At 69.9% G+C, this 15146-nt stretch carries 13 protein-coding genes; 6 read left to right on the top strand and 7 right to left on the bottom strand.

Translation table 11 applies throughout. The features are described from left to right. The first annotated feature begins 30 nt into the window (after positions 1-30). The 4 genes from argE (at position 31) to MFF13_RS12225 (ending at position 3761) form a co-directional block, all read left to right on the top strand. Complete coding sequence (argE, locus tag MFF13_RS12240) at positions 31-1197, top strand: acetylornithine deacetylase (RefSeq protein WP_238272256.1); 1167 nt, start codon at positions 31-33, stop codon at positions 1195-1197. 197 nt (positions 1198-1394) lie between these two features. Further along, complete coding sequence (locus MFF13_RS12235; protein WP_147830897.1) at positions 1395-2441, top strand: aldo/keto reductase; 1047 nt, start codon at positions 1395-1397, stop codon at positions 2439-2441. A 170-nt stretch (positions 2442-2611) separates the two neighbouring features. Next, a complete protein-coding gene (locus MFF13_RS12230) occupies positions 2612-3085 on the top strand; it encodes an SRPBCC family protein (protein ID WP_147830899.1) in 474 nt (157 codons plus the stop codon). A 346-nt stretch (positions 3086-3431) separates the two neighbouring features. Further along, a complete protein-coding gene (locus MFF13_RS12225) occupies positions 3432-3761 on the top strand; it encodes a hypothetical protein (protein ID WP_147753873.1) in 330 nt (109 codons plus the stop codon). 131 nt (positions 3762-3892) lie between these two features. Here the strand turns inward: MFF13_RS12225 and MFF13_RS12220 are convergent, their stop codons facing one another. From MFF13_RS12220 to MFF13_RS12195, 6 genes are all read right to left on the bottom strand, one after another. Then, entirely contained in the window at positions 3893-4162 is a 270-nt protein-coding gene (locus tag MFF13_RS12220) for a hypothetical protein (protein WP_238272255.1), read from the bottom strand. Positions 4163-4322: 160 nt separating this feature from the next. Beyond that, on the bottom strand, positions 4323-5330 hold the full coding sequence (fdhE, locus tag MFF13_RS12215; protein ID WP_238272254.1) for a formate dehydrogenase accessory protein FdhE: 1008 nt from the start codon (positions 5328-5330) through the stop codon (positions 4323-4325). Positions 5331-5334: 4 nt separating this feature from the next. Next, positions 5335-6054 carry a formate dehydrogenase subunit gamma gene (locus tag MFF13_RS12210; RefSeq protein ID WP_147764735.1) on the bottom strand — a complete coding sequence of 240 codons (720 nt, stop codon included), beginning with the start codon at positions 6052-6054 and terminating at the stop codon, positions 5335-5337. A 130-nt stretch (positions 6055-6184) separates the two neighbouring features. Beyond that, positions 6185-7120 carry a formate dehydrogenase subunit beta gene (gene fdxH, locus MFF13_RS12205; protein ID WP_147753877.1) on the bottom strand — a complete coding sequence of 312 codons (936 nt, stop codon included), beginning with the start codon at positions 7118-7120 and terminating at the stop codon, positions 6185-6187. A 15-nt stretch (positions 7121-7135) separates the two neighbouring features. Further along, positions 7136-10216: a formate dehydrogenase-N subunit alpha gene (gene fdnG / locus MFF13_RS12200; RefSeq protein WP_238272253.1), complete on the bottom strand. Its 3081-nt coding sequence runs from the start codon at positions 10214-10216 to the stop codon at positions 7136-7138. A 153-nt stretch (positions 10217-10369) separates the two neighbouring features. Next, positions 10370-10711 carry a hypothetical protein gene (locus tag MFF13_RS12195; protein WP_238272252.1) on the bottom strand — a complete coding sequence of 114 codons (342 nt, stop codon included), beginning with the start codon at positions 10709-10711 and terminating at the stop codon, positions 10370-10372. Positions 10712-10882: 171 nt separating this feature from the next. Here MFF13_RS12195 and MFF13_RS12190 point away from each other — a divergent pair, with 171 nt between their 5' ends. Next, positions 10883-11062: a NepR family anti-sigma factor gene (locus MFF13_RS12190; RefSeq protein WP_147754839.1), complete on the top strand. Its 180-nt coding sequence runs from the start codon at positions 10883-10885 to the stop codon at positions 11060-11062. Between the two features lie 142 nt (positions 11063-11204). On the opposite strand, the gene MFF13_RS12185 is transcribed toward MFF13_RS12190, so the two are convergent. Then, positions 11205-13367 (bottom strand): molybdopterin-containing oxidoreductase family protein, encoded by a 2163-nt coding sequence (locus MFF13_RS12185; protein ID WP_238272251.1) that lies wholly within the window; start codon positions 13365-13367, stop codon positions 11205-11207. Positions 13368-13552: 185 nt separating this feature from the next. Here MFF13_RS12185 and MFF13_RS12180 point away from each other — a divergent pair, with 185 nt between their 5' ends. Then, positions 13553-14848, top strand: a complete 1296-nt coding sequence (locus MFF13_RS12180) for an ArgE/DapE family deacylase (protein WP_147832368.1) — start codon at positions 13553-13555, stop codon at positions 14846-14848. The last annotated feature ends 298 nt before the right edge of the window (positions 14849-15146 follow it).

Below are 15146 nucleotides of genomic sequence, written 5' to 3'. Positions count from 1 at the left end.
GGCCGCCGCGCCGCGCCGTCGAAGGACCGTATGCCCACCGCACCCACGCCCAGGGACATCATCGCCACCCTCGTGGCGTTCGACACCACCAGCGCGCTGACGAACCTGCCGCTGATCGACTGGGTCCAGGACTTCGCGGAGAGCCACGGCGCCGCGGTCGAGCGGGTGGTGGACGAGACCGGCGAGAAGGCCGCCCTGTGGATCACGGTCGGGCCGGCCGAGGTGCCGGGCTACGTGCTGTCCGGCCACAGCGACGTGGTGCCGGTGGCGGGCCAGGCCTGGACCCACGACCCGTTCCAGCTCGCCGAGGTCGACGGACGCCTCTACGGCCGCGGCACCTCGGACATGAAGGGCTTTTTGGCCGTCTGCCTCGCGCTCCTGCCGGAGATGGCGGCGGCGCCGCTCGCCCGTCCGCTGCACATCGCGCTGTCCTACGACGAGGAGGTCGGATGCCTCGGCGTGCGCCCCCTGATCGCGCGGATGCGGGATAGGGGGCTCGCGCCGCTCGGGTGCTTCGTCGGCGAGCCGACCGGCATGGAGGTCGTCACCGGGCACAAGGGCAAGCACGCCGCCCGCGTCACCTTCCGCGGCAAGGCCTGTCACTCGGCGCTGGCGCCGTCCGGCGTCAACGCGGTGGAATATGCCGCGCGCTTCATCCTCCACGTCAAGCAGGCGGCCGACGCGCTGGCCGCGTCCGGCGCCCGCGACCCGCTCTACGACGTGCCGCACACGACCGGGCTCAGCAGCGTCGTCCACGGCGGCACCGCGCTCAACATCGTGCCCGATCTCTGCAGCGTCGACTTCGAGTTCCGGGCCATCGGCGCCGACGACGCCGGTGCGCTCGCCCGCAGCGCGATCGCCTTCGCCACCGAAACGCTCGCTACGGAGATGGCCGGGCGCGACCCGTCCTGCGGCGTCGAGATCGCGCCGCTGATCGACTATCCCGGCCTCGAGACCGCGGTCGATTCCGAGCTGGTGACGCTGGCCAAGCGCCTCGCCGGGCGCAACGGCCACGCCAAGGTCTCGTTCGGCACCGAGGGCGGGCTGTTCCAGGCGCTCGGCGACGTGCCGGCGGTGGTGATCGGCCCCGGCTCGATCGCACGCGCCCACAAGGCCGACGAATTCATCACGCTCGCCGAGCTCGACGCCTGCGCCGCCTTCGTGCGCCGGCTGATCGCCGACAGCCGCGCGGGGTGAGGCCGGTCGACCCGGCACGGGGCGGCCCTATCTATCGAAGTCGAACCGCCGCTTCCGGTGGGGACGCAGGTCCCCTCTCCCGTTCGGGAGAGGGGCAGGGTGAGGGGCGAGCCCTCTCCGGATGAACCTGTCCCCTCACCCCAACCCTCTCTCGAACGGGAGAGGGAGCCGGGACGGCGATCCCCACAGGACACCCCATGCGCCAGAACAAGCTCGGCCGGACCGGCCTCTTCGTCTCGGAACTCTGCCTCGGCACGATGACCTTCGGCGGCGGAGAGGGGATGTGGCGGCAGATCGGCGCCCTCGACCAGGCGGAGGCCGAGCGCCTCGTCGGCCGCGCGATCGATGCCGGGATCAACTTCCTCGACACGGCGGACGTCTACGCCGAGGGCCTGTCGGAGCAGATCACCGGCCAGGCCCTGAAGAACCTGAAGGTGCCGCGCGAGAACGTGGTGGTCGCGACCAAGGCCTACGGGCCGACCGGCACGGGTGCGAATTCCCGCGGCGCTTCGCGGGTGCACCTGCTCGATGCGGTGAAGGCGAGCCTGAAGCGGCTGCAGCTCGACCACATCGACCTCTACCAGATCCACGGCTTCGATCCGGCGACGCCGATCGAGGAGACGGTGCGGGCCCTCGACATCCTCGTGCAGCACGGCCACGTCCGCTACGTCGGCGTCTCGAACTGGGCGGCGTGGCAGATCGTGAAGGCGCTCGGCATCTCCGAGCGCGAGGGGCTGGCCCGCTTCGAGAGCCTGCAGGCCTACTACACGCTGGCCGGCCGCGACCTCGAGCGCGAGATCGTGCCGATGCTCGAGAGCGAGCGCCTCGGCCTGATGGTCTGGAGCCCGCTCGCCGGCGGCCTGCTCTCGGGCAAGTATTCCGGAGACGCGAACGGAGACGGCCGCCGCGCCGCGTTCGACTTCCCGCCGGTGGAGCGCAGCCGCGCCGAATCCTGCATCGACGCGATGCGGCCGATGGCGGCCGCCCGGAACGTGTCGATCGCACAGATCGCGCTGGCGTGGCTGCTGCACCGGCGCGTGGTGTCGAGCGTCATCGTCGGCGCCAAGCGCCTCGACCAGCTCGACGACAACATCGCCGCGACGCAGGTGGACCTGAGCGAGGCCGAGCTCGACGCCCTCGACGCGGTGAGCGTGCTGCCGCGCGAGTACCCGGGCTGGATGTTCGAGACCCAAGGCGCGCGGGCGAAGCAGCTCGCCGAGGCCGGGCGCAAGAACGCCCGATGACGACGAAGCCGGCGTGACGGACCCGAGGTGACGCGATCCGCCCGCCCGCGATCGCTTGCGGGTGGCCGCCATTGCCACGGCGGGGGTCGAGGCCTAGCTCGTGCCTGCCCCCAAGAGGGTCGGCGCCGGGTCCTCCGGCGCGCGCCGCCATTTCGTCGGAGACGCCCATCATGATCCGGACCCTCGCTCTGCCCGTCCTCGCGCTCGTCGCCGGCACGGTGCCGGGCTACGCCATCGACGTCGCGAAGACCGCCACCGTCGCCACCCCGCCCGCCAAGGTCTGGCAGACCATCGGCGACTTCTGCGGCATCGGCGACTGGCACCCGGCGGTCGAGAAGTGCGCGCCCTCCGAGAAGGACGGCATGAAGGTCCGCACCCTCTCGCTCAAGGGCGGCGGCACGCTGGTCGAGGAGCAGGTCTCCCGCGACGACAAGGTGATGAGCTACACCTACACGATCCTGTCCGGCCCGCTGCCGGTCTCCGACTACAAGTCGACCCTCTCGGTCGCCCCGGACGGCACCGGCTCGAAGCTGAGCTGGACCGGCACCTTCAACGCCAAGGGCGCCCCGGACACCGTCGCCACCGACGCGATCTCCGGCATCTACGAGTCGGGCCTGAAGGCCATCGCCGACAAGGCGAAGTAAGCCGGCGAAACAAGATCTGCTCGGGCTTCCCCTCTCCCCGCTCGCGGGGAGAGGCCCGCAGGCACCTTGTCGTGCCTGCGGGAAGCGGAGGCGAAGCCGAAGCGGCGGTGAGGGGGAGCGAACGGACGAGCCTCTCTCGTCGAAGCCCCCTCACCGTCGGCTGCCGCCTCGCCGCGCCGACGACGGGGTCGTCGCGGCCCTCTCCCCGCGTGCGGGGAGAGGGGGACGCACGTCCACTGGGCGATCCACGGACGCACTGGCGGATCGCATCGAACGATTGACCGGCCGGCGGCGCGGGCTCAAAAACCGTCCGGCGCACGCTGCGCCGTATCAGGGAAAGCCGCCCGTGCCGACCAAGATCTCTGGATTTTCGCTCGCCGCCCTCCTCGTCGCCGGCGCGCTCGCCGGCTGCCAGCAGAAGGCCGCGGCGCCCGCAATCGTCGCGGCGGCGGCGCCCGCGCCCGTGGTTCTGCCGCAGGGCTCCGGCTGCGGCCCGGCGATCGGCCGGACGCAAGCCGTGGTCGACAGCGACGTCGCCACGGGCAACCTCAACAAGCCGGTCGGGGACCGGTTCAGCGCGGACCTCGCCCACGCCTCGGCGGCCTGCGCCGCCGGCCGCGACGGCGAGGCCTTGCACCTGCTCGCCGCCGCCAAGAGCCGCTACGGCTATCCGTAGGCTCGCGACGCGGGGTCGGCGTTGAATCGGCCTGGTCCCGAACGGCGAAAGGCGCCCCGCCGTGGCGGAGCGCCTTCCTGGATGCAGACCTGAAAGCCGACGGGCGTGGAGCCCGCCGTCCTACCGATGGCTCAGCGGCCGCCGCTGCTGCCGGTCGAGCCGATGCGCGATGGCTGGCCCGCGTTGCCGGCGGCGGCCGAGTCGGTGGCGATGCCGTCGGCGGCCCGGCCGGTCGGCGAGTAGGTGGCGGCGGCGTCCCCGCCGGTCGAATTGGTCTGACGCGTCACGACGCCCGGCGCGCCGGGCGGCACGATCACGGTGGTGCTCGTCGGCGTCTCGATCATCTGGGCGAGGGCGGGGCTGGCGAGGGCGAGCGCCGCGGCGAGGGCGAGTCTGGTCATGGTCGGGCCTGAAATGGAGGTCGGGACGCGAACGCCCCCGAGCCTCCACAACGTGGCTTGCGCGCAATCGATCCCCGGCCCGCGGCGATGGGCGCCATGCCGCACGAGGCGGGCTTGGCGCGGGGCCACGCAAGACCGCGTCAGATCGCGAAAGACCGCGTCAGATCACGAAGAGCGGGTTCAGGCCCGACTTGCGAAACCCTTCCTCGACGATCTTGAGGTCGAGGCCGTAGGAGGCGACGTCGTCGGCCACCGGGTCGAGCACGGGGTCGCGGTGCTGGTGCAGGTGCTTGATGTAGCTGTGGCAGGTGCCGCAGGTCTCGACCTGGATGTCCTTCGAGACCTCGTCGAGGCTCTGGTAGCTGATCGCCTCGCCCGAGCCGCAGGCGGTGCAGCGGATGCGAACGTGGTTCCACTGGCTGCCGCAGAGCGAGCAGGCGAGGTAGCGCGCCTTGTCGGCGGGAGTCCAGGCGACGATCAGGCTCGCCACCGGCGCCCCGCCGCAACACGGGCAGACGCCGTCGGCCACCGCCTTGAGGGCGGTGCGGTCGAGGCCGGCGGCGGCCTCCGACAGGCAGACCTGGAGGGCGGCCGCGACGAACACGCATTCGGCCATGCGCGCCACCGGGAACGCGCCCTCGAACACCTGCATGCCGAGGTCGAGGCGCTCGTCCGCGCTGGCCGCACGGAGCGCCGCCACCGCGTCGTGGGCGGCCTGCGGCGCCGGGCCGAGGTCGAGGGCGTCGAGCAGCGCGTCGAGGCAGGCGGGGAAGGCGTCGGGCGCCTCGAGGGTGTGCCGGGAGATCGGCGGCATGCCGTGCTCGAGCCGCATCGCCACGTCGGGATGGGGCTCGGCGGGCGGGACGCCCCGCGCAGCGCGAGAGGCTTGAACCGCGGCTTGCGCCGTGGCGATGCGGGCGAGCAGGTCGAGGTAGCCGCCCATCGGGTGGTCGGGCGCGAGGCGCTGCAGGCGCAGGGCGCGGTTCGCGAACAGGTCGGCGGGGACGGGGAGCTGGACGAAAGGCACCGAGCCGGCGATGCCGATCCGGTCCGGATCGGGCTGCAACTCGTGGAGCTTGGGGCGTTTCGGGGCCTGGGCGGCTTCGTCGCCCGCGGGATTTTGCCCCGCGGGCTCGGCCGCGGGGGTGCGCTTGAAGAAACGGGCCAAGGCGTCAGTGCCCGCGCTTGTCGGTGGAGCCGCGCTGGCGCTTGCCGCCGGCGATCTGCCGGAACCACTTGCGATGGTGGCGATAGGCCCAGCCGCCGGTGACGGTGCCGCGCACCATCGCCCGGCCGGTGCCGCGCACCCAGATGCCGGCATAGATGTGCACGACGATGATCGCGATGGCGATGACCGCGGCCAGTGAATGCGCCAGCAGCGCCCAGCGCTTCGTCTCGATGACGGTGTAGGTGTAGAAATACTGGTCCCAGATCACCAGGCCGGTGACGAACATGATCCCGATCAGGGCGGTCTGACCCCAGAACACGCCCTTCTGGCCGGCATTGTACTTACCGAGCTCGGGCAGCCGGTCCTCGCGGTTGGTCACCACGTCGCCGATCTTCATCGACCAGGCGACGTCGTCCTTGTTGGGGATGTTGAGCTTCCAGAACCGCAGGAACAGCAGCGCGAAGCTGACGGCCAGCGCCACGCCGAACCACGGGTGGATCGCCCGCGTCGCCTGGCCGCCGCCGAAGATGCCGGTGAGCGAGAACAGGTAGGGCGTGAACATCGCCAGGCCCGAGAGGGTCAGCAGGGTGAACAGGATCGCGGTGATCCAGTGGTTGACCCGCTGCAGACCGGTGTAGCGCGGGACGTACAGCACCTCGGGCGCCTCGTGCACCTCACGCAGGGGGCGCGCGTCGCCGTCTCGGATGTCGGTGTGAACGGTCATCGAATCTGCTTCTCTCGAATGGCGGCACGAAACGGAGCCGGGACGCGGGCGGTCGCCGCGCCCGCGGCCACCGATGCGTCCCGGCGATCTCGACCCGAGGCGGCGGCGAATGTGCGCCGCCTCGATTCCGTCAGTGCGGCCGGTTCTCGCCGCCCTCGGCGCCACGGCGTTTCTCGTGGTCGTACTCGATCGCCTCTTCCTCTTCCTCGGCGACGACCTCGTTCGGCCCCGCCGTGACGTAGTGGAAGAAGCCGGCGACCGCAGCGAAGCCCATCGCGGCGAGCCCGAACACCTTGGCGCCGCCCTTCCAGAAGGCGACCAGCGGCGAGATCTTCGGGTCGAGCGGCAGGCCGGCATAGAGCTGCGGCTTGTCGGCGTGGTGGAGCACGTACATCACGTGCGTGCCGCCGACGCCGGCCGGGTCGTACAGGCCGGCATGCTCGAAGCCGCGCGACTTGAGGTCGATCACGCGGGTCTGCGCCTGCTCGATCATCGCGGCCTTGGTGCCGAACATGATCGAGCCGGTGGGGCACGCCTTGGCGCAGGCGGGCGCTTGGCCGACGGCCACGCGGTCCGAGCACAGCGTGCACTTGTACGCCTTGTGGTCCTTCTCGGAGATGCGCGGGATGTTGAACGGGCAGCCCTTCACGCAGTAGCCGCAGCCGATGCAGTTCTCCTCGATGAAGTCGACGATGCCGTTGGAGTACTGCACGATCGCGCCCGGGGACGGGCACGCCTTGAGGCAGCCCGGATCGGTGCAGTGCATGCAGCCGTCCTTGCGGATCAGCCATTCGAGGTTGTTGGTCGCCTCGTTCTCGTATTCCGTGAACCGCATCAGGGTCCACGTCTTCGGCGTGAGGTCGTGCGGGTTGTCGTAGACGCCGACGTTGACGCCGACGTCGTCCCGCAGGTCGTTCCACTCCTCGCAGGCCGACTGGCAGGCCTTGCAGCCGATGCACTTCGACACGTCGATGAGTTTGGCGACCTCCATGTGGGAGCGGATGGCCGGCGGCGTCTCCGTGGAGGCGGAGCGCTGCCGGATGTCGAGGGAGCTGTAATCGGCCATTGTCTGATGCTCCCCTTACGCGACCGCGTCCGACGGCGGCGTCGTCGGCTCGATGTTGACGAGCCACGCCTTGAACTCGGGCGTCTCGGTGTTGGCGTCGCCGACCACCGGGGTGAGCGAGTTCGGGTGCCATCCCTTCTTCGTCTGGCCCATGAAGCCCCAATGCTGCGGGATGCCGACCACGTGGACGGCCTTCCCGTCGCACATCAGCGGCTTGATGCGCTTGGTGACGACGGCCTTGGCCTTGAGCGAGCCGCGCTTGGACCAGACCCGGACCCAGCCGCCCTTCACGATGCCCTTCTCCTTCGCGAGCTGCTCGGAGATCTCGACGAAGGCCTCCGGCTGGAGGATCGCGTTGATCCGGGCGTGCTTGGTCCAGCCATGGAAGTGCTCGGTCAGCCGGTAGCTCGTCGCCGCGTAGGGGAACTCTTCCGCGGTGCCGAGGTCGGCCAGGTCGTCCTTGAAGATCCGCGACGCCGGATTGCCCTTCACCCGCGGGAACGGGATGTTGGCCATCGGCGACTCGAACGGCTCGTAGTGCGTCGGGAACGGCCCGTCGCGCATCAGGCCGCGGGTCCACAGGCGGGCGACGCCCTCCTGGTTGAGGATGAACGGGCCGACGCCCTTATCGGGGGCGACGGTGACGCCGTAGTCCGGCACGTCGAAGCCGACCCACTGCTTGCCGTTCCACTCGATGAGCTTCTTCTTCTCCGACCACGGCTTCCCTTCCGGGTCGCACGAGGCGCGGTTGTAGAGCACGCGGCGGTTGGCCGGCCAGGCGAAGGCCCAGTTCGGCGCGATGCCGCGGTCGCCCGGATCCGCGTTGTCGCGGCGGGCCATGGTGTTGCCCTTCTCGGTGTAGCAGCCCGAGTAGATCCAGCAGCCGCAGGCGGTGGTGCCGTCGTCCTTGAGCTGGGCGAAGCCGTCGACCTGGCGGCCGGCGGGCAGGGTCTGCCCGTCGAGGCCCGGCGTCGGGGCGAGCGTGTAGCCGTTCATCTCGCGAGCGAGCTCGGTCGGCGTTGGCTCGTGGGCGATCGCGTAGTTCCAGGTCAGGTTGACGATCGGGTCCGGGAAGGCGCCGCCCTCCTTCTGATACATCTCCTTCATGCGCAGGAAGATGCCCGCCATGATGTCGATGTCGGGCTTGCACTCGCCCGGAGCGTCCTGAGCCTGCCAGTGCCATTGCAGCCAGCGGCTGGAGTTGGAGAGCGAGCCCTCCTCCTCGGCGAACAGCGTGGTCGGCAGCTCGAACACCTCGGTCTGGATCGAGGCGGTGTCCACGTCGTTGTACTCGCCGTGGTTCTCCCAGAACCGCGCGGTCTCGGTCTTGAGCGGGTCCATCACCACGATGAACTTCATCTTGGAGAAGGCTTCCGTCATCTTGGCGCGATTGGGGAACGACATCAGGCAATTGAAGCCCTGGATGAAGTACCCGGTCATCTTGCCTTGCTTCGCCAGCTCGAAGCCGCGCAGCACGTCGTAGGTCGGCACGTCGAGCTTGGGCAGGTAGTCGTAGGCCCAGTCGTTCTCCTTGGTCGCCTTCTCGCCCCACATCGCCTTCTGGAACGAGACGAAGAACTTGTTGTAGTTCTGCCAGTAGCTGGTCTGCCCCGGCCGCAGCGGCTTGAACTCGCGCTTGGACGCGTAGTCCTTGTAGGTCGGCTCCTTCTCGATCGGGATGTTCAGGTAGCCGGGGATGAGGTTGCTCATCAGCCCGAGGTCCGTCAGCCCCTGGATGTTGGAGTGGCCGCGCAAGGCCTGCATGCCGCCACCCAACATGCCGATGTTGCCGAGCAACGTCTGCACGATGCACATCGAGCGGATGTTCTGCGAGCCCTTGGAGTGGTGCGTCCAGCCGAGAGCATAGAGCGAAGCCATCGTCCGGTCGGGCGTCGAGGTCGTGGCGATGAGCTCGCAGACCTTGAGGAAGGGCTCCTGCGGCGAGCCGCAGATCCGCGACACCATCTCGGGCGTGTAGATCGCGACGTGCTTCTTCAGCAGCTGCATGACGCAACGCGGGTGCTGCATCGTCTCGTCGACGACCGCGTACCCGTCGGGACCGATCTCGTAGTCCCAGGTCGACTTGTCGTAGTCGCGCTTCTCGGGATCGTAGCCGGCAAACAGCCCGTCCTGGAAGTCGTAGCCTTCGCGCACGACGTAGCCGGCGTTGGAATATGCCGCGACGTAGCGATGCTGCAGCTTGTCGTTGTCGAGCAGGTACTTGGTCACGCCCGACAGGAACGCGATGTCGGTCCCCTGGCGGATCGGGCAGTACAGGTCGGCCACCGACGCCGTGCGGGTGAAGCGCGGGTCGACGACGATCAGCTTGGCGTTGTTGTGGGCCTTGGCCTCGACCACCCACTTGAAGCCGCAGGGGTGCGCCTCAGCGGCGTTGCCGCCCATGACGGTGATGACGTCCGCGTGCTTGATGTCCATCCAGAGGTTGGTCATCGCACCGCGGCCGAAGGAGGGCGCCAGACTGGCGACCGATGGGCCGTGTCAAACCCTGGCCTGGTTATCGAAGACCAGGGCCCCCATGCTTCGGACCGTCTTGTAGGTGAGCCACGCGGTCTCGTTGGAGGTCGCCGAGGCGCCGAGGAAGCCCATCGTGGTCCAGCGGTTGACCGTGAGGTCGCCGTTCTTGGCCACGAAGTTCTTGTCGCGATCCTCCTTCATCAGCCGGGCGATCCGCTCGAAGGCGAAGTCCCAGGAGACGCGCTTGAACTCCTTGGAGCCGGCCTCGCGGTGCAGCGGGTACTTCGTCCGGGTCTCGGCCTGGATGAAGTCGAGCAGCGCCGAGCCCTTCGGGCAGAGCGTGCCGCGGTTGATCGGGTGGTCGGGGTCGCCCTCGACGTGCATCACCGCAGAGCGGGCGTTCTTCGACTTGTCGCCGAGGCTGTAGAGGATGACGCCGCAGGCCACCGAACAGTAGGGGCAGGTGTTACGGGTCTCGCGCATCTGCGCGAGCTTGAAGGGGCGGACCGCCGCCGCCATCGCCGGCTCGAGGCCGCCGAAGCCGAGGGCGCCGAGGGAGCCACCCGCGAGGGCGATGGCGCCACCCTTCAGCAGGCCGCGCCGTGAGACCTGAATCGTCATCCGAGTATCCCGATCAGAGCTGGACTAATTCCAGCATGCTTCCCAGGATTGCCGGCCCGAGGCAAGTGCGGTTCCGTGACACAGATCGGGCGGATATCGCGCTGCAATACGCACGATTTACCAGCTCGTTCAATCCGCTAGCGGAAACCGGAATTATTTCGACGGAATGGCCGGGTTCTGTCCTGACGGCCCCGGGGTGCGGTGGTCGAGGGGTGCCTGCGGCTCGGTGCCCGAGGAGGAGCCGGTGTCGGCGCCCGGCACCTTCCGCTCCCGGTTCTCCGCCGTGGAGTTGCCGCCCGGGTTGGGCGCATCCTTGGCCGCTGATTCCTCGCGCGGCACGGGGGCCTGGCTCCAGCCGTCGTTGGCGCTGCGGCTCTTGTCGCCCATCGCGTCGACGCCCTTGATGTCGCCGGGCTTGGTCTGGGCGTGGCCGGGGGTGCAGGCGAGCGCGAGCGCCAGGGCTGCGGCTGCTGAGAGGAGGCGGGGGAGGAGCACGCGGGGTCCGGGGTTCTGGGCGGGGGCGAGGCGTCGAACGGGTCTCATCCGGCAAACACGCCCCCGCCGCGGGCGGTTCCGATTCCGCGGCGTCGCCGCCCGTCGGTGACGGGCCCTTAACCAAGCTTTGCCATTCTCCCCGTGTCGAACGTGCGTGAGGGTCGGGTGGTGATGGCGAAGCCGCAGATGTCCCGGCCGGGCGAGACGCCGCAGGCGCAGCCACCCCTGAACCCGAGCGTGCGCCGCCACCTCGGCCAGAACCTGCGCAACCTCTACGCCGACACCCTCTCCGCCCCGGTGAGCGAACGCCTCGAAGCGCTGATCGCGCAGCTGGACCGGCCGAAGGGGTGAGCACGACTTAGGGGAGGGAGGCGGAGCCTGCGGTGCGAGCCGCCGCGTCGTCCGCTTCCCACACCGCGCCCACATGCGAGACCGTACGCCACGAGGACACGCGCCCCGCGCGGCGCTTGCGCGTGCCGTCTGCTCGGCGCGGTCAGTTCGCCCGGGCGACCTCGACGAGGTTGTCCGAGAAGGACGGCGCGTGGCCCATGTCGGTGAAGGCGCCCGACGAGATGCTGTTGACCGTGCCCTCGTTGAGCTGGCGCCAGTAGCCCAGCGTCGCGACCACGATGCCCGCCTTCACGTCGTCGGTGATGCGGGCCACGCCCTTGAACGCGCCGCGGTCGTTGGCGACCCGCACCCGGTCGCCGTCCCGGATGCCGCGGGCGTCGGCGTCGGCTTGGCTGATCATCACGAACTGCTCGCCCTGGCCCTTCTGCTTGTCCTCCATGTTCGCGTAGCAGGAGTTCAGGAAGTAATGGCTCTTGGGCGAGACGATGTTGAGCGGGAAGCGCTTGGCGAGCTCCGGGTCGTTGGTGTGGGATTCCCGCGGGCCGAGGTAGTCGGGCAGCGGATCGAGCGCCTCGCCGGGCTGGAAGCCTTCGTACATCTGCCGGAACGGCGGGGCGACGAAGTTCGTGGCGCCCTCCACCTTCAGCATGCACTTGCCGGTCGGCGTCGGGAAGTTGCCCTCGCGGTGGGGCGCCCGGTCGTCCGGCGTGCCGACCTTCAGGCGGGCGAAGCCGTGCTCGCGCATGTACTGGAGGTCGATGCCCTCGCAGGCCGGGGCGTTCCAGTCGACGTAGTGCTCCAGGCACTCCGTGTCGGTCCACTTGAAGTTCTCTTCCTCGAAGCCGAGCCGGGCCGCGAGCCGGCGGAAGATCTCGTTGTTCGGGATCGCCTCGCCGGGCGCGTCCGCGCACTTGGTGTTGTAGGTGAGATAAAGGTGGCCCCAGGAGAGGATCATGTCCTCCATCTCCGCGCCCATCGTCGCCGGCAGCAGGATGTCGGCGTAGGACGCCGTGTCGGAGACGAAGTGCTCGGCCGAGACCATGAACAGGTCCTCGCGCATCAGCCCTTCGACGACCTTGTCGGTCTCGGGCGCCTGCGTGACGGGGTTCGAGTTCCAGCACATCATCGACAGGATCGGCGGGTCGAGCTTCAGCTCGCCGGTGAGCGCGCGCCCGATCTGCAGGTTCGAGACGACGCGGGTGCCCTCCGGGATCAGGTCGGGCCGGCACATCACGTCGAACTTGTAGGGGTGCTCCCACACGCCGAACTGGGTGACGCCGCCGCCGACGTGGCGCCACGCGCCGGTCAGCGCCGGGATGCAGGTGACGGCGCGGATGGTCTGGCCGCCGCCGTAATGCCGCTCCAGCGCCACGCCCATGCGGATGCCGACCGGCTGCTCGGTCGCCATCTCGCGGGCGAGCGTGCGGATGTCTTCCGCCGAGACGCCGGTGATCGCGGCGGCCCATTCCGGCGTGCGGGTGCTCGCCCGCTCCTTCAGCTCCTCGAAGCCGACCGTGTGATTGTCGACGTAGTCCTGGTCGACGAGGCCTTGGGCGATGATGGAATTGATCAGCGCCATGGCGAGCGCGCCGTCGGTGCCGGGCTTCGGCGCGATGTGCCAGTCGGCGGCCTTCGCGGTGCGCGAGGCGTAGGCGTCGATCACGACGACCTTGGCGCCCTTCTTCTGGGCGTCCTTGACGATGGCCCAATGGTGCAGGTTCGTGCTGACCGAGTTGCAGGCCCAGATCACGATGTACTTCGAGTGGATGTAGCTGTCCGGGTCGAGGCCCGCCGTCGGGCCGACGGTGAGGAGCCAGGCCGTGCACGAGCCCTCGCCGCAGAAGGTGCGCTCGGTGACGGTGGCGCCCATGCGGTTGAAGAAGGCGTCGCCGCCGTTCAGCCCGTGCACGAGGCCCTGGTTGCCGAGGTAGCTGTAGGGCGCGATGGCCTGCGGGCCGTGACTGTCGATGATCGCCTTCCAACGGGTGACGATGGTGTCCAGCGCCTCGTCCCAGGTGATGCGCGCGAACTGCTTGGAGCCCTTCGGGCCGACCCGCTTCATCGGGTAGAGCAGCCGGTCGGGATGGTAGTGGCGCGTCTCGTAGTCCTTCAGCTTCACGCAGAGAGTGCCGCGGGTCATCGGGTGGTCCGGGTTGCCCCGCACGCCGAGCAACTCGCCGTCACGCACCTCGAACAGCATCGAGCAGGTGTCCGGGCAGTCGTGCGGGCAGCCGCCGAAGAAGGTCTCGGTCAGGCTCTCGGCCTCGGCGACGATCAGGGAATCCGGCTTGACGATCTCGTTCATGGTTCCTCCACGGCCGGGCGTCCCGCTTTATTGTTCCAGCGAGCGGACCCGGTTCGCCCACAGGATGCACGGAAGTGCAAACAATTCCAATCTCCGTTCCCACCTGCGCCTCGGGGACCGCCTATGTCGCGGCGACTGGGCGGCGTAGGCTGGCCGCGCTCCGCCGCGAGACTGCAGGACTTCGCATGCCCCTCGATCCCGCCCTCGCCGACCGCATCGCGGCCTCCGTCGCGCACGGGTTCGCCGAGCAGGTCGCGCACACGCAGGCGCTGGTGCGGTTCGGCTCGACCCGCGGCGCCGAGCACGCGATTCAGGACTTCGTGCTCGGCGCGTTTCGCGCCCGCGGCTACGCGACCGAGCGGTTTGCCATCGACGCCGCCGCGATCGTGGGCCATCCCGGCGGGGCGAGGGTCGCGGACGGGCATTCCGAGGCGCCGATCGTGGCGGGCCTCCACCGGCCGCGGGGCGTGGGCGGACGCTCGCTGATCCTGCAGGCGCATGTCGACGTGGTGCCGCCCGGCCCCCTCGACCTGTGGACGCACCCGCCCTTCGATCCGGTGATCGACGGCGACTGGCTATACGGGCGCGGCGCCGCCGACATGAAGGCGGGGCATGCGGCCAACCTGTTCGCCCTCGACGCGCTGCGGCGGATCGGCCTGCAGCCCGCCGCCGCCGTGACGATCCTGTCGGTGGTCGAGGAGGAATCCACCGGCAACGGCGCGCTCGCGGCGCACCTGCACGGCTACCGCGCCGACGCGGTGCTGATCCCCGAGCCGATGGACGAGGCTCTGGTGCGGGCCAACACCGGCGTGCTGTGGTTCACGGTCGAGGTGCGCGGGCGGCCGGTGCATGTCCGCGCGATGGGCGCGGGCGCCAACGCCATCGACGCGACCTACCGGGTGATCGGCGCGTTGCGCGACCTCGAGGGGCGCTGGAACGCCGACCGGGCCGGCCGGCCGCACTTTTCGGACGTGGCGCACCCGATCAACCTCAACGTCGGCCGGATCGAGGGCGGCGACTGGAACTCGTCGGTGCCGGCCTGGTGCCGCGTCGGCTGCCGGATCGCGCTCTATCCCGGCACGCGCGCGGCGGACGCGGCCGCCGAGGTGGAGGCGGCGGTCGCCGCCTTCGCCCGCGCCGACCCGTTCCTCGCCGACGCCCCGCCGCGGGTCACCTTCGACGGGTTCTTCGCCGAGGGCTACGTGCTGGAGCCGGGCTCGGAGGCGGAGGGCGTGCTCGCCGCCGCCCACCGCCGCGCGACCGGAGCGGAGCTGACCGGCATCATGGCGCCCTGCTACCTCGATACGCGGGTGCACGCCCTCTACGAGCAGGTGCCGGCGCTCTGCTACGGCCCGGCCAGCGAGAACATCCACGGTTTCGACGAGCGCGTCAGCCTGCGCTCCGTCCAGCGCATCACCACGGCGATGGCGCTGTTCGTTGCCGAATGGTGTGGGACGGAACGTCTTGAGGCGGGCGGCTGAGGCTTCGTTCGAAGCAAGGCGCGGATCGCAAAAACCCGCGTTTTCGCACCCTCGCCGTCATCCCGGGGCGCCAGAGGCGAGCCCGGGATCCAGAACCGCAGGTCGTTCTCCTGATTGCGCCGTCGGCGGCTCTGGATCCCGGGCTCTGCCGCGCAGCCCCGGGATGACGGGGAGGATCGGCTCAGGCGGCGCGGACGGTGGCGAGGAAGCGATCGACTTCCGCCGCCAGGTGCTCGGACTGGCGCGAGAGCTCGGAGGCGGCGCCCAGCACCTGGCTCGCCGCCGCGCCGGTCTCCTC

It is taken from the genome of Methylobacterium cerastii (assembly GCF_022179125.1).
GTDB lineage: Bacteria > Pseudomonadota > Alphaproteobacteria > Rhizobiales > Beijerinckiaceae > Methylobacterium > Methylobacterium cerastii.
Note: the sequence above shows the minus strand (reverse complement) of the source record. Positions and strands in the feature narration are given on the sequence as shown.